This window comes from Sphingobacterium sp. DR205 (assembly GCF_011064245.1).
Taxonomy (GTDB): domain Bacteria; phylum Bacteroidota; class Bacteroidia; order Sphingobacteriales; family Sphingobacteriaceae; genus Sphingobacterium; species Sphingobacterium athyrii.
Window position 1 is genome coordinate 3,843,211 of sequence record NZ_CP049333.1, and the last position, 18,989, is coordinate 3,862,199.

13 protein-coding genes are annotated in these 18,989 nt (G+C 43.9%); 7 read left to right on the plus strand and 6 right to left on the minus strand.

Going from position 1 to position 18,989, the window contains the following annotated elements; all coding sequences use genetic code 11:
* Positions 1 to 11: 11 nt before the first annotated feature.
* Complete coding sequence (locus tag G6053_RS16460) at positions 12 to 3,611, minus strand: response regulator (protein ID WP_165307225.1); 3,600 nt, start codon at positions 3,609 to 3,611, stop codon at positions 12 to 14.
* A complete protein-coding gene (locus G6053_RS16465) occupies positions 3,601 to 5,085 on the minus strand; it encodes an ATP-binding protein (RefSeq protein WP_165307227.1) in 1,485 nt (494 codons plus the stop codon). Before G6053_RS16465 ends, G6053_RS16460 begins: the two co-directional genes overlap by 11 nt.
* A gap of 207 nt (positions 5,086 to 5,292) precedes the next feature.
* Between G6053_RS16465 and G6053_RS16470 the strand changes: the two genes are divergently transcribed.
* The 4 genes from G6053_RS16470 to pdeM are packed head-to-tail and all read left to right on the plus strand — an operon-like array spanning position 5,293 to position 10,970.
* Entirely contained in the window at positions 5,293 to 6,276 is a 984-nt protein-coding gene (locus tag G6053_RS16470) for a ligase-associated DNA damage response exonuclease (RefSeq protein WP_165307229.1), read from the plus strand.
* Complete coding sequence (locus G6053_RS16475) at positions 6,273 to 7,853, plus strand: ATP-dependent DNA ligase (RefSeq protein WP_165307230.1); 1,581 nt, start codon at positions 6,273 to 6,275, stop codon at positions 7,851 to 7,853. The genes G6053_RS16470 and G6053_RS16475 overlap by 4 nt, the downstream gene beginning before the upstream one ends.
* A gap of 1 nt (position 7,854) precedes the next feature.
* Positions 7,855 to 10,317, plus strand: a complete 2,463-nt coding sequence (locus tag G6053_RS16480; protein WP_165307232.1) for a ligase-associated DNA damage response DEXH box helicase — start codon at positions 7,855 to 7,857, stop codon at positions 10,315 to 10,317.
* Entirely contained in the window at positions 10,314 to 10,970 is a 657-nt protein-coding gene (gene pdeM, locus G6053_RS16485; protein WP_165307234.1) for a ligase-associated DNA damage response endonuclease PdeM, read from the plus strand. Before G6053_RS16480 ends, pdeM begins: the two co-directional genes overlap by 4 nt.
* On the opposite strand, the gene G6053_RS16490 is transcribed toward pdeM, so the two are convergent.
* From G6053_RS16490 to G6053_RS16505, 4 genes are all read right to left on the minus strand, one after another.
* The gene (locus G6053_RS16490; RefSeq protein ID WP_108633772.1) at positions 10,971 to 11,933 is read right to left on the minus strand and encodes an AraC family transcriptional regulator; all 963 of its coding nucleotides are present in this window, start codon (positions 11,931 to 11,933) and stop codon (positions 10,971 to 10,973) included. It abuts the gene before it with no gap.
* Positions 11,934 to 12,005: 72 nt separating this feature from the next.
* The gene (locus G6053_RS16495) at positions 12,006 to 12,806 is read right to left on the minus strand and encodes a heme ABC transporter ATP-binding protein (protein WP_165307236.1); all 801 of its coding nucleotides are present in this window, start codon (positions 12,804 to 12,806) and stop codon (positions 12,006 to 12,008) included.
* A 31-nt stretch (positions 12,807 to 12,837) separates the two neighbouring features.
* Positions 12,838 to 13,869, minus strand: coding sequence for an iron ABC transporter permease (locus tag G6053_RS16500; protein WP_165307238.1), 1,032 nt, complete (start codon positions 13,867 to 13,869; stop codon positions 12,838 to 12,840).
* A gap of 5 nt (positions 13,870 to 13,874) precedes the next feature.
* Positions 13,875 to 14,732 (minus strand): ABC transporter substrate-binding protein, encoded by an 858-nt coding sequence (locus G6053_RS16505; RefSeq protein WP_165307239.1) that lies wholly within the window; start codon positions 14,730 to 14,732, stop codon positions 13,875 to 13,877.
* A 310-nt stretch (positions 14,733 to 15,042) separates the two neighbouring features.
* Here G6053_RS16505 and G6053_RS16510 point away from each other — a divergent pair, with 310 nt between their 5' ends.
* The 3 genes from G6053_RS16510 to G6053_RS16520 are packed head-to-tail and all read left to right on the plus strand — an operon-like array spanning position 15,043 to position 18,954.
* A complete protein-coding gene (locus tag G6053_RS16510; protein ID WP_241254752.1) occupies positions 15,043 to 17,421 on the plus strand; it encodes a TonB-dependent receptor in 2,379 nt (792 codons plus the stop codon).
* Between the two features lie 54 nt (positions 17,422 to 17,475).
* Positions 17,476 to 18,231 carry an HmuY family protein gene (locus tag G6053_RS16515; protein WP_146191023.1) on the plus strand — a complete coding sequence of 252 codons (756 nt, stop codon included), beginning with the start codon at positions 17,476 to 17,478 and terminating at the stop codon, positions 18,229 to 18,231.
* A gap of 30 nt (positions 18,232 to 18,261) precedes the next feature.
* On the plus strand, positions 18,262 to 18,954 hold the full coding sequence (locus tag G6053_RS16520; protein ID WP_165307241.1) for a hypothetical protein: 693 nt from the start codon (positions 18,262 to 18,264) through the stop codon (positions 18,952 to 18,954).
* Positions 18,955 to 18,989: the final 35 nt, after the last annotated feature.

Here is an 18,989-nt window from a genome sequence, read left to right on the forward strand (position 1 = left end):
AACCGCCTTAATTAATTTTCATATAACCATACGCGCAACAACGACAGCAGCTGGTCTATATCCACAGGTTTGGAGATATAGTCCGAAGCACCAGCCCGTATACATTTTTCGCGATCACCAATCATTGATTTGGCAGTGACCGCAATAATGGGCAATGTCGCAAATTGAGGTGTTTGCCTGATATTCCTGATTGTTTCATACCCATCCATTTCGGGCATCATCATATCCATCAGCACGATATCAATCGACTCTCCCGAACGCAGTACGTCCAGTGCTTCCTTACCATCCATTGCCGGAATAACCTCTACCTGAAATTTCTCCAATGCTTTCGTCATTGAGAATATATTGCGCACATCGTCATCAGCCACCAGCACTTTTTTTCCTTTCAGCACATCCGCTAATGCGCCAAGCCCGTTGTTTTTACGTCGCACATCATCCGAACTGTTTATCTCGATCAGATGTAGAAATAAACCCACCTCATCTAAAATCCGTTGATAAGAATGTGCAGTCTTAACAACCACAGAATCTGCATATTTTTTAATCTTCAGCTCTTCTGACTTTGACAGATTTTTACCCGTAAATATGATAATCGGTAAATTTTCAAGTCCCTCATGCTGTTTGATGGCCTCCAGGGTATTATAGCCCATTTCATCGGGAACACCCATATCCAAGATCACGCAGTCCACCTCAGCGGTCCCCAATGCTGTGATGCTATCTTCAACATTATCTTTTACTTCAAGTGAGATATTGAAACTACTTAAAAAATAAGCCAATGCACTAGCATGTTTAGGATTCTCTTCAACAATGAGCACCTTTTTTGGAGACCTGCTCAAAGCAGATTCTATCTTTTGAAAAACCGATGTCATCTGTTCCAAAGCGACAGGTTTATTGATAAAATCAATTGCACCTTTTAACAGACTTTGCTTCTTCACTTCAAGTGAAGACATGATATGTACCGGAATATGCCTTGTGCTCTTATCCCCCTTTAACTCATCCATCACAGCCCATCCATCCTTGACCGGCAATTGAATATCCAATAAAACCGCCTGTGGATGATATTTCTTGGCCGCCGGCAATGCATGATCCCCACGTACAACAACAACACCCTTATAGTGCTGGCTATGCGTGTATTTCAATAATGCTTTCGCAAAATTGATATCATCTTCGACAATCAAAATAACCTTATCCCCCGCAACAATGCTATCCCGATCATCAGGTAACTCCTCCGGAATACGTATTGTGGCAGGATTATAGACGTCATCCGCTACAAGCTCACGCACCTCCTCTATTTCAGAATGAATCTCTTCTACAAGCAACTCTTCTTTCGTACGCTGTTCCCCGGGATCTACCGGATGATTCGGAATGATAAATAAGAATGTGCTTCCCTTTCCTTCCTCACTCTCCAGTCTGATTTCACCGCCCAACAAGCGTGCAATCTCTCTGCTGATAGACAAACCCAGTCCTGTCCCTCCGAATTTTCGTCTTGTCGAACCATCCGCCTGCTGGAAAGCCTCGAAAATTATCTTCTGTTTTTCCAGGGGAATCCCTATACCCGAATCAATCACGGCAAAAACAAGCTTATCCTTATCGGAGCTATCTTCGTAAATATCCAGTCTTACCTCACCGGCTGCTGTAAATTTAACCGCATTTGAAATCAGATTCCGTAGCACCTGATCAATTCTAAGTCGGTCGCCCTGAAAATTTTTATTGACCCCGGGATCAATATTGATTGTGAAAGCCAGGCCTTTCTCATTGACAATCGGAAGAAATAAATTATTCAGATCCGCCGAGATATCATTTAAATTCAGTGTCGCATACTCCAATGTCATTTTACCAGACTCAATCTTTGAAAGATCCAATATCTCGTCAATCAAGGTTAACAGGCTCGTTCCCGAACTTTGGATCACTTTAGCCGATTCGATCTGGTCAGCGCTAAGATTGTGTTCATTATTCTCAGATAGCAAACGCGAAAGTAGCAGGATGGAATTTAACGGTGTACGCAGCTCATGGGACATATTGGCCAAAAACTCAGACTTATATTTGGTACTTAAAGCGAGTTCCTCCGCTTTCTGCTGAATTTCCAGGTTACGTTCGGCGATCAATAAGTTTTTGTCTTCCAACAGTTTTGAACGTTCTTCCAGTTCTTGGTTTGATTGCATCAATTCCTCGTGCTGCACCTTCAGTTCCTCCTCGGACGACTGCAGACGCAAGGTCTGCGCTTCCAATTCCGTATTCAGATTCTCCAGCTCCGCATGCTGTGTCAACAATTCTTCAGATTGTACTTGAGTTTCTTCCAAAAGTGACTGAATTTTAGCACGGCCCCTCGCCGAAGCGATAGCGATACCAAGTTGTCTGGCACATTCCGTCAGAAATGTTGATTCAATTTCCGCAAATGGCTGACGGTGCCCGATCTCCAGCACACCCAACACCTGATCAGCCCATACAATAGGTACAAAAATAAGGTGCTGTACATTGACCTTTCCACTGGCAAAACTCACGATATAGTCTTCCGTGTTTATATTATTTATGATTTTCGTTTCCCGATCAACAAAGACCTGTCCGACATAACCTTCATTTGGAAGAAAATATTGCTGTGCCTTTGGGTCCAATCCGTAAGCACCAGATAGTTCAAGTTTTTCCTCATTAAAAACATAGATCGCTCCAGTAATAGCGCCTATATAATTGACTAATCCCTTTACTGAATCTGTGGTAAGTACCCTTTCGGTTTTGTTACCGACCAATCCGGTATAAAGATCGGCATATCCCATGTGCAGCCAGTCGTTATCTTTAAGCTGATCAAATGATTTCTTTAAGGCTTTTGACATCCGGTTAACGGATTTGGCAATCGCACCAAGGTCGTCTTCCTCAATGTCCTCGGCTTTTACATCATAATCCCCTAGCGCAATACGATTAGTGATCTTCTGAACCATATTTAACCTGCGGGCAATCCCTTCATCCTTCTCACGGAGTGACTTTTCCAGCGCTAGGCGTCTAAGAAAGTCTGCCCTTAGCCGAAAATAAAAGTATGTCGTAATCACCAATGATAGCAATGCACTGATCACGATAAATAAGGTCGTTATAAACGAAGAATTATCTAAATTGCTGGATTTTTGATCGATACCATCATCTTCGTAATGAATAATTTCTTTAATGATGCTACGGCATTTGTCCATTGCGGATTTGCTCTCGTCCAGCTGCGTCAGACTAACAGTCCCGCCATTCCTTTTGACATTCACCGACTCCTTTAATACAGCTAACCTTTGCTGGGCCGCTGTAAATAAGCTGTCTACCCGAACATTTTGCTCAGGATCGGCTTTCGTAAGCTCCTTTATTTCATTCAGCTCAACCGGCAGGCTCGCTAAAGCCTGGTTGAATGGTTCCAGGTAATTCTCCTTCCCCGTGAGCAGATACCCCCTGTTTCCCGTTTCTGCCCCTTGCAGAGAGTTAAGGATAACATTTGATAAACTGATTATTTTTCGGGTAGCGGCCAGCTCCTGACGGTGTTTATTCTGTTCTTTAATCCCCAGATACGATGCTGTAGAACTCACCAGCAGCGCCAGTAGTGAAAAACCAATTCCTATAGATAAGTTATTAAGTGTTTTATTCGGCATCTGTAGGCAGATTTAATGGTAATGTAAAATAAAATGTGGCCCCCTTACCGGCTGAACTTTCAACGGCAATGGTACCTTGATGGCTACGGATAATTTCCGAACAAATATAAAGGCCTATTCCCAGCCCCTGGAAATCAAAGGAAGTTTCCTCTACACGGTAAAACTTGTCAAAAACCTCCGACAGTTTGTTTTCAGGTATACCGATTCCAAAATCTATCACGCTGACTTTTACGACATCTGTCATTACGCTGCAATCGACGATCACCTTCTCTGTCCCGGCAGCATACTTATAAGCATTTGTTAAAAAATTAACAAGAACCTGCTCCAGGCGTATCTCATCACCGTAGACCATGAGTCCCGAGATATCTCCCTGTCTATATAATTCCATATTGCTCTGATCATGGGTCTGCACAATGGAATCAATGGCATTTTGTACCATACGTTCAAGCGAGAATACCTTTTTATTGATCCGCAGTTTACCATTGTCAATTTTTGATATATCGAGCAAATCCGTGATCAAACTGTTGAGCTTTCCAACCTGATCCTGAACCCGGCCAACATACTTGGCCTCCGGGCAGTTTTTGTCAAGACTCAACTTACGGTCAAGTAGCTGCATATAAGCTTTGATGCTTGTCAGCGGTGTCTTCAGTTCATGGCTCGCAATACTCAAAAACTCATCCTTTTCCTGCTCTGCTTTCTTTTGCGCATCAATGTCGGTAAATGTCCCCACCCAATTATTTTCGCCATTCTCCAAAATTGGCCAGACCCTTAATAATTGATACGAATACCCTGATTCATCCCGCTTTTTAACCCGCACCTCCATTTCCAAAGGTTTACCGGACTCAAGACTTTCCTGCAATTCAGCCATGATCGACCGGTCATCAGGATGCGTCTGCGGGAATGTGTTCTCACTGTCCGAAAACTGGAACCAACGGCCATTGACAAAGCCAATATTACCAAGATGGTCACAGGTAAAAGCAATTTGTGGCAATGATTCCAATAAGGTATGTAAGTAGTCTACTTTCGAACGAAGTTCCAATTGCGCCTGTTTCCTTCTCTCCACTTCCATTTCCAAAGCCTGCTGGATATCCTTGAGGGCCTGGGTCTGCTCATACAGTCGATAGAATGTTTTGACTTTAAGCATCAGAATATCCGGATCGACGGGTTTGGTGACGTAATCCAGTCCTCCTGAATCATAACCTTTCGTAATAAAACGTTTATCGGTATTGACAGCAGATAAAAATATAATCGGCGTCTCCTTAGTCTTACTGAATCCAGCAATGTTCTCAGCAACTTCAAAACCATCCATATCGGGCATCTGCACATCCAATATGATTAAAGCATAATTATATTTTAAAATCTTCTTTAAAGCCTCTTCACCGGAATGGGCAGTATCGACTTTAAAATTTTTGGATTCCAATAACTTTTGTAATGAATAAATATTATCTGGGTTGTCATCGACTATTAATATCATAGAGCGCTTAAACTAAGAATCAAAGTAAACAAATGTAAAAAAATTAACCGGATCCATTCTTCAGGCAAAAAATTTCCTTACCCCCGCAATTTAATCACTAGGATCGACTTTCACTAAAAAATAAACAAAACTTTAACTTATGCCTGCCTGTTTGAATACATAACATGCTCTATACGGAAGTCATGTTTTCAAAAACAAGGATTCGATATGATTCAATTCACATCAAAAGGCATTTATTGTATTCCCGGCAAATTTTACCTGGATCCATGGCAACCCGTTGATCTTGCCATCATTACACATGGACATGCAGATCACGCGCGCCCGGGCATGAAAAAGTATCTTTGTCACCACCTGACCGTCGGTATACTGAAAAGTCGTATTGGACCTGATATCCGGGTTGAAGGCTTAGCTTACAACCAGACGATCCAGATCAACGGTGTAAAAATTTCTTTACATCCTGCAGGACATATCATTGGCTCAGCGCAAATACGCTTGGAATACAAAGGTAAAGTCACCGTTTTTACGGGAGATTACAAAATCCAGGATGATGGCCTCTCCACCCCTTTTGAACCTGTAAAATGTCATGAATTAATTACCGAAAGCACTTTTGGTCTGCCGATCTATCGCTGGGAGAGTATTGAAATCCAAAATCAACGACTGAAAGCATGGATCACACACAATCAGGGATACAAAAAGACATCCGTATTTATTGGTTATTCATTGGGCAAGTCCCAAAGGATATTAAATGCGGTAAAGGATATGGGCGAAATATATGTGCATTACAGCATCGCTAAACTAAATATGGCCTACAGTGATGCAGGTTTAAAATTACCATCCTACCAGATTATCGACCCGATGACGGACATGAAACAGCTCGACGGCAAGATCGTATTGCTACCACCGGCATTACTTGATACGCAACTGCTCCAAAAGATACCACATGTTGCCTATGCGATCTGCTCCGGCTGGATGCAAATCCGTGGTGCACGAAGATGGCGCAGTGCAGATGCAGGTTTCGCCATCAGCGATCATGCGGACTGGAATGGATTGCTGCAGGCAGTGAAGGAAAGTGGCGCCGAAAAAGTGTATGTCACGCATGGACAGACAGCCTCATTCAGCAAATATCTGAATGAAATAGGTATTGAAGCCGAAGAGGTAAATACAAATTACGGAGAAGAATTAAGCGTATGATAGAATTCGCAACATTGATCAATGCGCTGGATAGCTCCAATAAAGCCAGCTTAAAAAAAGAAGCGATCATCCGCTTTCTAAGCGTTGCGCCTGAGAAAGATAAACGCTGGTTTCTCGCTTTAATGACCGGCAAAAGGCCTAGGCGTGCGATTTCGACCAAAGAACTTAAAACTTGGGTAATGGAAATTACCAATATCCCGGAATGGTTGTTTGTCGAATGTTACGCCGCTGTCGGTGATCTCTCCGAAACCTTAGCTTTATTACTGCCTCCCGCATCCGAAAAAATAGACAAAAGTCTCAGTGAATGGATGGAAGACATCCTGCTGTTGGCAAATGCTTCAATGGAAGAAAAAAAAGCTTTTGTACTCGCTTCCTGGAACAGGCTCAATACCGTTGAACGCTTTATTTTCAACAAATTGCTGGGTGGCAGCTTTCGTTTGGGAATATCGTCCAAGGGGCTGATAAATACCATTGCGGCACATTTCCAGATCGAGCCGAGCATTGTCACCCACAGTATTATGGGCGAGTGGAATCCCCATGACTACGCATTTGACAAACTCGTTCGCGGCGAATATAGCAATACCAACCTTTCAAAACCTTATCCCTTTTGTCTGGCTTACCCCATTGAAAAGGAAGTGGAAGCACTTGGGCCGATTGCGGAATGGCAATGCGAGTACAAATGGGACGGTATACGCGGACAGCTGATCAAAAGAGGCGACGAAATCTATATCTGGTCAAGAGGTGAGGAACTTGTCACCGTACAGTTTCCTGAGATCACCGATGCGCTCAGGCAATGGCAAGGGAGCTTTGTCTTGGATGGTGAAATTCTGGCGTCGAAAGATGGTCAGATATTGAATTTTAATGAACTACAAAAAAGGATCAATCGCAAGGTAATTTCCAAGACCTTACGTGAAGAAGTCCCTATTGTTGTATACCTTTATGATTTGTTGGAGCTGGATGGTAAAGACCTCCGGTCGGAGTCCCTGCAGGACAGGCGCAAGTTATTGGAACAGCTGTGCCAAGGTCAAGTTGGCTCCACAATCCAATTGTCTCCACTTATTCATGGTGAAAATTGGTCCGACCTACGGAAATTACAAGCGGCCTCGCGTGCGCTGAACAGTGAGGGCATTATGCTTAAAAAGAAAGACTCCATCTATTATGTTGGCCGAAAAAAAGGTGGCTGGTGGAAATGGAAAGTCAATCCCATGACCATCGATGCCGTGTTGATATATGCGCAAAAAGGCAGTGGGCGCAGAAGCGCGCATTATACGGACTATACTTTTGCCGTTAAAGACGGCGATCACTTAGTGAGCATCGCAAAAGCATATTCGGGACTTACAGATAAAGAAATACTTGAGGTTAGCCGCTATATCCGGCAGAATGCGGTGGAGAAATTCGGACCCGTAAGAACTGTTAAACCCGAACTTGTATTTGAAATTGCCTTTGAAGGAATAGGCTATAGCAAACGCCACAAATCGGGTGTCGCCCTGCGCTTCCCCCGCATTTTGCGTTGGCGCAGGGACAAAAAAGCAACCGATATAGACACATTGGAAAATATCAAAAAATTAATACCATAAGTTGAGTCAGAAGATAATACACAGTGAAGGATTCAAGATCGTCAATCGTTATTTTGAATCCTTGGGCAATACCCCTTTTGGCTTTCAGGTTAAAACCTGGGACCGATACATGCTGGGATACAGCGGAATGGTCATTGCCCCAACAGGATTTGGCAAAACATTTTCGGTGTTTATGGCGGTCCTGATCGATTACATGAATCATCCCCAACGCTACCCAAAAGGACTAAAATTACTATGGATCACGCCTTTGCGCTCCTTAGCAAAGGATCTGGCCAGAGCAATGCAGACCGCTATAGACGATATCGGATTAGATTGGATCGTACAGGTACGGAATGGGGACACCGATCCAAAGATCAGAGCCCAACAGACCAAAGCGATGCCTGATATTCTTTTGGTGACTCCGGAAAGCCTTCATCTCCTGCTCGCTCAAAAACAGCGGGACAAATATTTCAGGAATATCCGATGTATTACTGTAGATGAATGGCATGAACTTATTGGAAATAAACGCGGTGTCATGGTAGAATTAGCATTGTCGTATTTAAAATATAAATATAAAGATCTCCAGATCTGGGGTATCACCGCCACCATAGGCAATCTGGACCAAGCGATGGATGTACTGTTACCGGCAGCAAAAAAGAGCGTACAGATTATCGCAAAGGAGAAAAAGAAAATTGCGATCAGATCCATCTATCCGGACAAAGTAGAGCTCCTTCCCTGGGCCGGGCATCTTGGAGGCAATCTCGTGAATCAGGTTGTCCCCATTATACTGGAAAGCAAGAGTACGATCCTTTTTACCAATACCCGTAGCCAGAGTGAACTATGGTATCAGCTATTACTACAGGCGCATCCGGATTTTGCGGGACAGATTGCGCTGCATCACAGCTCAGTAGATGCACACATCCGCGAATGGATCGAAGAAAATCTGAGCAGTGGAAAGCTAAAAGCAGTGGTATCTACTTCATCCCTGGATTTGGGTGTGGATTTTAAGCCCGTGGACACCGTGATTCAAATCGGATCCAGCAAAGGTGTCGCCAGATTTATGCAACGCGCCGGAAGAAGTGGCCACAGCCCTTTTGAAACATCCATTATCTACTTCGTTCCGACACATTCCCTGGAACTCGTCGAAGTTGCCGCTTTAAAGGAAGCTGTCAAAACCCAAACGATAGAAAACCGCGACCCCATGGTCCAGAGTTTCGATGTGTTAGTACAGTTTATGGTCACAATAGCGCTCGGAGGCGGCTTCCAATCAACAGAACTCCATCAGATCGTTGCCCGGACCCATGCGTTCCATTATATGGAAGATGAGGAATGGCAATGGTGTATGTATTTTATCACCGCAGGCGGCAAAATTGGCAAACGCTATGAGGAATTTCACAAAGTAGTACAGGACAATGATGGCAATTGGATAATAAAAAATAGGCGCATCGCCCTGCTCCATCGGCTGAATATCGGTGCTATTGTTGGTGATGCAATGATGCGCGTAAAGTTTCTCTCGGGCGGATATATTGGTATGATTGAGGAATATTTTATCAGTAAATTGAAGAAAGGCGAACGGTTTAACCTTGCTGGCCGGATTCTCGAACTTGTTATGGTCAAGGATATGACTGTATTTGTCAGAAATTCATCTGGTAAGGCCATCACACCGAGTTGGCTGGGAGGCAGATTACCACTTTCTTCCAACCTGAGCCATTTTTTGCGTAAAAAACTTGCAGAAGCAATAAGTCCCGACAACACGGAAAAAGAACTGCGCTTCCTGGCGCCGTTGATCCAGAAGCAGCAAAGCCTTTCGGCCGTGCCCAATGAATCACAATTTCTTGTCGAACACATCAAGACCAGAGAAGGGCATCATCTGTTTTTCTATCCGCTGGAAGGGCGATTGATCCACGAAGTCATGGCTGCCCTCGTCGCTTACCGCATCAGCAAACGCTATCCCATTAGTTTTTCCATGGCCATGAATGACTATGGCTTCGAACTTTATTCCGACAAAGAAATTCAATTGGATCACGCACAATTAACCGAGGTACTGAGCCGGGAGAATCTTATGCAGGACGTGATCAGTAGCATCAATTCCGCTGAAATGGCAAGCCGCAAATTCCGCGATATTGCTGTAATTTCCGGATTGGTGATACAAAACTATCCCGGAACCCAACAAAACAACAAATCCTTGCAAGCTTCCTCGGGTATTATATTTCGTGTTTTAATGGATCATGATCCGGACAATCTATTGTTAAAGCAGGCCTTCACCGAAGTGTTCAACCAACAACTGGAGGAATACCGTCTGATAAAAGCATTTGAAAGAATAAACAATAGCCAAATCATCTATACCTTTGCAGAGGAATATACACCGCTGAGTTTTCCGATCAAAGTGGACAGTTTACGTCAGTCCCTTTCTAGTGAAGCGTTGATCGAACGGATTCAACGCATGGAGCATGCAAATAAATCAAAACGTGGACGAAGAAAATGAATATACAGGAACAGCACATTACATTCAATAAACAAACACTCATCCTTAACAATCAACGTACGATCTTTTGGCCGAAGCAGAACACCCTCATTCTATCCGACCTTCATCTTGGTAAAGCCGCACATTTCCGTAAACATGGAATTCCTATTCCTTCAGATACATCTAGCCGGGATCTCGACAGACTAGCTGCGCTAATTGATCACTACCGGGCGGAGAACGTTTTGGTCGTCGGCGACCTGATTCATGCAGGAATCAATCAGGAAGTCCTTCTGCTTGCAGCGTTTAAACAAAGATATGCTGATCTCAATTTTCATCTGGTCGTGGGTAACCATGATAGAAAGGTGGAGAAATTAGCTGAGCAGGTTGATTTGATTTATCACCACGACAAATTCGAGCTGGAGCAGATCTCCTTTGTACATGAACCGATCATAGATCCGTCGGCTTTCACCATCAGTGGACATATTCATCCGGGCATCCGTATCAAGCTTCCGCCCAATAAACATCTCCGTCTGCCCTGCTTCTGGGTCTCCACACAGCAGATTATTCTACCGGCATTTAGCAAGTTTACGGGACTTGATAGCCGAAGAATGCCGCAGGAGTATGATTGCTATGCTTTACACGATGAAATAATCCTGCCGCTAAAGAACAGCTAATTACATTTTAAGTTCACCCGGTGAGATTCCATAGTATTTTTTAAACGCACTGCTAAAGTTATTCTGATGACCATATCCGGTCAGCAAAGCCACTTCATAAACGGTCATCTTATCATCCAATAGATAACTTTTGGCCTTTTCCATGCGGATTCGGGTGAGATAATCGTGGATTGTCACTGAAAAATATTCTTTAAAATCCTTTCGCAGCTTGCTTTCACTTGTCAGCACCTCTGCCGCCAGTTCTTTTTGTGTCGGCGGATTGGCAATACGCTGTTCGAGAATCTGCCGGGCCAGCTCCAGTCGCTGCACGTCTTCGTCATGGAACAATGAAACGGCCTGATCATTTTTCTCGTTATACTGCTCAAATTGGTACATCAGCAATTCAACAATACGAGACTCGGTATGCAGCCGACGTATCTCACCTTTTTTCTTCGATTCGATGAGTTCGGCTATGGTGTGCTGCATCTCATAAGTTGCCATCAGGTCTTCTTCTGAAAACGATGTATACTCCCCTTTTTCTATTTCATGCACAAACTGCTGGTGCAACAACGAATCCCGCTTAATAAGGTTCAGGTAATATTCCTTGGATATCACAGCAATAAAATACGTATACTCAATACCCGGCTCCACTTGATGAACCGATTTAACCGAAGGTATATACCGGATATTGTGCCTGCTCATACCGTAGGGCAATTTACTGTCCACCGGTTTAAAGAATATAAATTGACTGGTAATGGTCTCCCCTTCGATCTCGGTCAATATCTGAACAGGCCGGTCAAATTGCATTTTCGAATGCAGTATGAACAAGCCCGAGGTTGAGAGCTGAAAATTTTCCATGTGAACAGGCTCCGTATGGATTGTGATTTTATTTTCTACCAAAGGTTTGTCAGGCACATAGCCGTCTGGAATTTCTTCTTCAAAAAGCCAATCAGCCAACTCAACTATTTTACTTTTCACCAACATGATTTCAATCCAAATAAGCCCGAAGCAGTTAAAATTAACAAATTAGGATGGTAATTAAAAATTATTTATAATCTATCTAAATAATTCCAGATCAATCTCCATCTCTTCCAATTGTACATACGGTTTTAATGTGCGGGGGTTCATGATCACATTTGATTCCACCGAAAAAATTGTATAGATTTCTTTCTGGGCCAGCACCTCCACCGGTGTACCGTGAAAAAGCTTACGTCCATGTTTGAGCATCAAAATCCGATCGGCATACATTGCGGCAAAATTGACATCGTGCACAATCAAAATAACCATAAATCCTTTTCGGGCCAATGCACGAGCAATCGCCAGCACCTTTTGCTGATAATGCAGATCTAAGGCTGAAATAGGTTCGTCGAGTAACAGGAGCGAATCGGGACTATCCCAGATCTGTGCCAAAACACGCGCGAGATGAACACGTTGTTGCTCCCCACCCGAAAGGCTCAAAAAATCCCGGTCAGCGAATGCCGTGACACCACAGAGCTCCATCGTTTCGGCCACCACCTGGTAATCACGTACTGTGGGCGTATTTTTATAATGCGGATACCTCCCCATCAATACGATCTCTTCCACCTTAAAACTCAATGTCATCTGTTGCTGCTGGCTCAGGAGCGCCCTGCATTTGGACAATGTCGCAGCGTCATAGGCAGACAACAATTTACCATTGAAATGAATCTGCCCGGAATCAGGCTTCTTTTCGCCGCAAAGGAGTCCCATCAAGGTAGACTTTCCTGCGCCATTGGCTCCAAGCACAGCTAAAATCTCCCCTTTACGCACCTGAAAGGTAATGTCTTTCAGTAGTTTTCGGCCTTTCACCTCATAGTTGATTTTCTCTACACGCAACATAAAAAATAGTATTTAAACATCCGAACGAAGGCTATTTATCCTTGATTAAAATATACAAAAATACAGGCGTCCCCAACAGGGCCGTAATCACACCGATAGGCAATTCGATCGGCGCTATCAATACCCTAGCGATAACATCTGCCAGCGTCAGCACCAGAGCCCCTAAAAGCAGTGAGCCCGGAAGTACAAAACGATGATCTGGTCCTCCCATCAGACGTACCGTATGCGGGACAATAAGTCCTACAAAACCAATAATTCCCGATACCGCCACCGAGGCACCGACAGCCAAAGTCGATAAAATGACCACCCATCTTTTTACACGATCAGTGCGCATCCCCAATAAATCAGCCTGAAGTTCGCCCAGGGCAAATGCATTCAAAGACTTCCCAAAAAATGGAAGAATAAACAGGGAGATACCTATAAAAGGACCTATGGCCAATAAATTGTCCCAGGTTGCACCCCCTAGACTGCCCAGCATCCAAAACGTAATGGTGCGGAGCTGCTGCTCTGTAGACATGTAAGTCATCAAACCTGTAAGCGCGCCCGCAAATGCATTGATGGCGATACCCGCCAACAGCATCGTCGTCACATTGGGGCGGCCATTTTTACTGGCAATACGATACACCAAAAATGCGGTCAGCCCGGCACCGACAAAAGCACCAAAAGCCAAAATATAATAACCTAGCCACGCTGAAAGCGAAGTCAGCAGAAACGTTTCAAATGCGATAATCAGTACGGCGAACAAGGAGGCGCCAGAAGAAATACCGATTAACCCGGGCTCTGCGAGCGGATTTCGAAAAATTCCCTGAATGGCAGCGCCCGAGATACCCAGGGCGGCTCCGACCAAAAGCCCCAGTAATAAACGTGGCATGCGGATCTCAAATAAAACGTCGGCATGCATGCTGTCCTGGTTAGAAATTGCAGACAAATGCAGCTTCTGCATGAGCATGGATAAAATATCCCCCGGAGGTATATGATAAGCTCCGAGACCTAATGCAACAATACATGTAATAAACAATATCAGGCTCAAAGCCAGCAATATTAACTTTTGTTTCTTCTGCACCTGACCTATTTTGAATCCATTACTTTTCCAAATCCACGGTGCAGCTCCAAGATCGCATCAGGTAACCTGTTACTAAAGTTGACCAGTAAAGAGGCATTCATCACCAGTAAACGCTCATTTTTGCCAGCATTCGTGATACGCATCCCCGGCAATTTAAGAATAGCTTCTTTTCCACCTAAGCTACTCGCACCAAAATCAAACAGTAATATAATATCTGGATTGGCCTGCACCAATGCTTCTGTCGTATACGGCTTGAAATCCGAAAATTCCTGTATAGCGTTCTTTCCACCGGCTAAATTGATCATCGCATCCAGGCTGCTACCCTTTCCCGCGACACTCATTGTCCCTGTTCCGCGCGCATACAAAAACAATACTTTCGGAACTGCTTTACCCTTATTTTCTTTTTTCACCAATGCTAGCGTATGATCCAGACTTAATTTCGTACGTGATGCCAAAGATTTCCCTAAGGATGGCTCTCCGACCGCATCCGCCACATCCCGTATATAGCGTAAAGCACCAGCAGCAGAATAATTTGGCTTTACCGCAATAAACTTTACACCGGCACCACGGATCTGCTGAATGACCGCATTGGCCACATCCCCCTCATTTGCCAGAACAAGCGTAGGTTTAAAAGACAATAATCCCTCGGCAGAGACAGAACGGTTTTTGCTCACCCGTGGCAATGCCGCTGCAGCTTTTGGGGAGATGCTGGTCACATCTGTTGCGATCATGCGATCACCTAAACCAAGCCCATAAATTGTTTCCGTCAGCGAACTGTTCAATGTAATAATCCGTTGCTGCGCGTTTGCCCATCCGACAGTATGCAGCAAACAACATAGCATAAATAAGTAAATTCTACGCATCTCTTTCTTTAACTTCTTTAAAACTGCACAGGATTTTGATTCCAATTTCCGGCACAGCAACTGTTAGTTGACTACAAAACAAATCAATAATCAGTCTAAATACAAATTATTTTCAATCCCTATAAATAAACACAAACAGCAAGAAAAATAAGATATACAACTGTAAAACAGGCAAATAAAACACAATACCGCCCCCTTTATGGATAATAAAAATCGAATTAAATAGAATTTATGACAATTTGCATATAGAAAAATCCAATAGTATTGCCTTTTTTTGTAACATTATTTAGAATGATTAAAAATAAAAATAGTGTTTAAAAGCCTCTCTTCTATTCGAACAAGCACCCTGATAGCCCTATGCGCCTGCCAGATCTACACTGTGCAAGCACAAGAAAAATGGAAAATCTCGGGTGTATTAAAGAACGAATCCAATAAAGGCGTCGCCAATGCGACCGTCTATCTTTATCCAGATAAATATGCTTTTAAAACAGATACCGCAGGGAGATTTCAATTTAACAAACTCTATGCCGGCCGTTATGAACTTGTCGCACAAGCATTAGGCTATAAGGAACTGCGTCAATTTGTAGACTTGACGGATAAAAACCAGCAACTCACCATCACTTTACAAACCGATAACCGCCAGATTGACGAGGTCGAGGTCAACCGTAAATTGGAAGCCGTTGATAACTTGATCAAAGCTGAAAACGCAGCTATGCCGGTCAAGGTCATTACCAAGAGGGAGATTGAACTTATGGGGAGCCGGAGGTTAGACGAAGTGCTGAAAGAGCAGACCGGTATTGCCGTTGTAAACGATATTGCAGGTGGCTCAAGAGCTGTAGGTGTGCAAATTCAGGGGTTTAGCAGCAACTATGTCATGGTCTTGGTCGACGGGCAGCCTATGCTTGGCCGTAATAGCGGTAATTTTGACCTTTCGCGTATTTCAGTGACCAATATCGAACGCATTGAGATCATTAAGGGAGCATCCTCCTGTTTATACGGCAGCGATGCACTTGGCGGTGCCATCAATATCATCACACGTCATGGCGCCATTACCCCACAAGCACATGCTTCGCTACTCTACGGCACATTAAATACTGTTGATGCAACATTGGAGGGAGAAACACCATTTTCCAATCAACGGGGCAGCGCTGTTGTCTCCGGCAACTATTACCGTACGGATGGGTTCAATACAGACAAGCAGTATCTGGATTCAAAGAGTACAACCTTCCCCCCCTATACCAACTATAGCTTTCAGGGACGGGTACGCTACCGCACCAGTAAACAGGGGACGTTGGGCATCACGGGTCGATTTGCAGCGCGTGAATCCGAAATGATCAATGCCTGGTCGGAGGATAGAACGCTACAGGATAAACAAAAAGATCAGGACATTAATCTATCGGCCAGCTACGACCACAATTTTGATTCGGGTCTGCGCAGCATGACACGATATTACTTTTCCAGATTCCATTCGCAGATTGCGGCACAGTGGCTGCAACAAGGGGTTTTGGCCAGCGCTGAGGAGTTTGGCCAAAATGTACACCGCATCGAACAGCAGTTTGCCTACAGCCCGGTGCAACAACTTAAGTTCACCGGTGGAATAGGCGGCAGTGTGGAGCAAATGGACAATCAGGACCTGGATGCCAAACGCTCATTGAATAGTGCATTTGCCTACCTCCAAACCGAGTGGAAACCCTTTGATCGTCTTCTTACGACACTAGGTCTACGTTATGACCACACCAATGTGTACAATGGGCATTTGAGTCCAAGTTTAGGTTTGCAATACCATATCAGTCCAACCCTATTGATTAAAGGCGGGGTTGGTGCAGGATTCAAAGCGCCAGACTACAAGATGCGCTATCAGGTCTTCTTCAACCCAGCCGCCAACTATCTTGTGGTGGGAAGCGAACGGGTAGCCGACGTTATTGCCGCCATGGACCAAGCGGGTGAATTGAGCTATAAAAATAGTTATATGCTGAATTTAGTTGCAGGAAACCTCAAGGCCGAAACTAGCCTTTCCAACAATATTGGGCTGACCTGGAATCCTTCCGGCAAATTTCAGGCAGATCTCTCCCTGTTCTATCATCGGATCAACAATCAGATCAATACGGTCAGTGTGGGCAATGGTACCAGTATCGCCCAGATCTACAGTTACCGAAACCTGCCGAAGGCGATGAACAAAGGTTTTGAAGTCTCGATGAGTTATCAGGCAACCAGGGATCTGCAATTATCCATGGGTTATCAATACCTGATCGCAAAGGATCTCAGTGTATTGGATAGCATTGCAGCGGGCAACTACCCCTATAATCAGATCAATGATGCAGCCACTGATCTTTATCGGCAAAGCAAAAAATCAGATTATTGGGGTATTGAAAATCGCTCGCGCCATATGGTCAATTTCAAAGCACAGTACGAATACAAGCCCTGGGGAGTCAACGTCAATGCCCGTATTAATTTTCGCGGAAAGACCCCCTTTCAGGAATATAACGGGAATCAATTTATTGACAAGTACGACATCTTTATCCCCCACCATACACTCCTGAATATGACGATCGAAAAAAGTCTGATGAACCGGAGATTAACCCTCCGACTGATCGGCGATAACCTATTCAATTTCACCAGCCGTTATCTCTTAGGACAGCCCGGACGGGTCATTATGGGCGGAGTGAGTTACCGATGGATGAAGGACTAGCGATTGGAGATTGGAGATTAAAGTTAAAGAGAAATACGATAAAGTAGACAAACAATGAGAACAATTAACATCATTATAGCAGAATGTAGTATATGGCTTTCGTTTCATAAGCTCGGACGCTGTATTTTTTCAGGTTTTCTGGCGCTGATGCTCCTATCCTGTGGGAAGGACAAAGACTATACGATTGGATTGGAAGATGGCAAAAGCATCGTGATTAAAGATCTGGCGGGCGATACCGACGCTGCCATGGGAGATGGAGCCGAGGGCAAGGAAAAACGGCCATTCTACACCTTTCTATTTCGCTTTAAAGATCAAAAGCAAATCTGGATCAAGACAAAGGCGGATTCCGCCCAATGGCTGAAGACCAAAGACTGGGATATTGCTTTCACAGGGCCTTATAATTCCGAAGTCTTTGTCAATAATGCCGTGGATGAATTCAATCCCGGTTATCAGGGTGAAGCCAACAATACAGCTGTTATGCTCTTAAAACAGTCTTACCAAAGCCTTACGGTCGCCCCTTCGGATGAAGAATTCAATAAAAGCGGCACCGGTAAAATCGGCTGGGCGTCCAACTCTGAATCGCTGGGCTGGTTTCAGTATAGCCTGAGTACGCATATTATGCAGGCCCTGCCGAACCGTACCTATGCCATTCGCCTGCCCGATGGCAAATATGCCAAATTACAATTGATCAATGCCTATAAGGGAAATCCCTCAGCAGTGACCAATATGAACTGGCCTGCCCCCTACTACACTTTTAAATATTATGTGCAGGAAGATGGCAGTAAAAACTTAAATACAAACACATTATAAATAAGGAAAAATTACACAATTAAATTAAAGATGAACAAATTATTTACAACAGCAGCACTTGTATGTGCATTGAGTTTGGGGTTTACTTCTTGTAACAAGGATGATGATAAGGTAGAGCAAGTTGAACCAGAATATCAAGCTAAAGTGATGGTAAAGGACGGTGAAACTGTCGATTTGACCAAAGTCTCCAAAACGATCAATACACAGGGGACCATCAAACGTACGGGAAAAACTTATTCATTGCGCAATTTTAGACAGTTTACGATTGGTGAAGATGGTAAAGCAACTACTACTGCAGCAGAAACATTTTATTTTGATTTTAAAGAGAACGACGGACTTTCCGCGGCAGATTTTGTAGTTTCCATAAATGCAAAGGGGACAAATGTAGACTTCGTCACCAATAGCACTAAAGGATATACACTGTCCTATATAGACAAGGCATTTGACGAGGTTAAAGCCAACGACCAGTTCATTGCGGCTGCAAATAATTTATTAGGACTTCAAATGGCAAGCAGGCCGAATGTAATTGGTTGGTCGAATTATACAGGTAGTCCAAATCATCAGATTCTAGCGGTTGCTAACCGAACACTTATTATATCAAAAGATAATAGGCCCTTTTTCAAAATCAGGATGAATAGTGTCTATGAAAACGAAAAGCCCGAACAAGAAATAGCTCCGCGAAACTATTATTTCTATTCCATCGATTACCAAGAATTCAAATAAGACAATGGGCAACAGGGAAAATCTCCCTATTGCCT

What these genes read in the sequence shown, in the direction of transcription:
- G6053_RS16505 (WP_165307239.1), bottom strand. Translation starts at nt 14,732, where the DNA reads ATGCGTAGAATTTACTTATTTATGCTATGTTGTTTGCTGCATACTGTC.
- G6053_RS16465 (WP_165307227.1), bottom strand. Translation starts at nt 5,085, where the DNA reads ATGATATTAATAGTCGATGACAACCCAGATAATATTTATTCATTACAA.
- G6053_RS16490 (WP_108633772.1), bottom strand. Translation starts at nt 11,933, where the DNA reads ATGTTGGTGAAAAGTAAAATAGTTGAGTTGGCTGATTGGCTTTTTGAA.
- G6053_RS16475 (WP_165307230.1), top strand. Translation starts at nt 6,273, where the DNA reads ATGATAGAATTCGCAACATTGATCAATGCGCTGGATAGCTCCAATAAA.
- G6053_RS16470 (WP_165307229.1), top strand. Translation starts at nt 5,293, where the DNA reads ATGATTCAATTCACATCAAAAGGCATTTATTGTATTCCCGGCAAATTT.
- G6053_RS16460 (WP_165307225.1), bottom strand. Translation starts at nt 3,611, where the DNA reads ATGCCGAATAAAACACTTAATAACTTATCTATAGGAATTGGTTTTTCA.
- G6053_RS16520 (WP_165307241.1), top strand. Translation starts at nt 18,262, where the DNA reads ATGAACAAATTATTTACAACAGCAGCACTTGTATGTGCATTGAGTTTG.
- G6053_RS16495 (WP_165307236.1), bottom strand. Translation starts at nt 12,806, where the DNA reads ATGTTGCGTGTAGAGAAAATCAACTATGAGGTGAAAGGCCGAAAACTA.
- pdeM (WP_165307234.1), top strand. Translation starts at nt 10,314, where the DNA reads ATGAATATACAGGAACAGCACATTACATTCAATAAACAAACACTCATC.
- G6053_RS16515 (WP_146191023.1), top strand. Translation starts at nt 17,476, where the DNA reads ATGAGAACAATTAACATCATTATAGCAGAATGTAGTATATGGCTTTCG.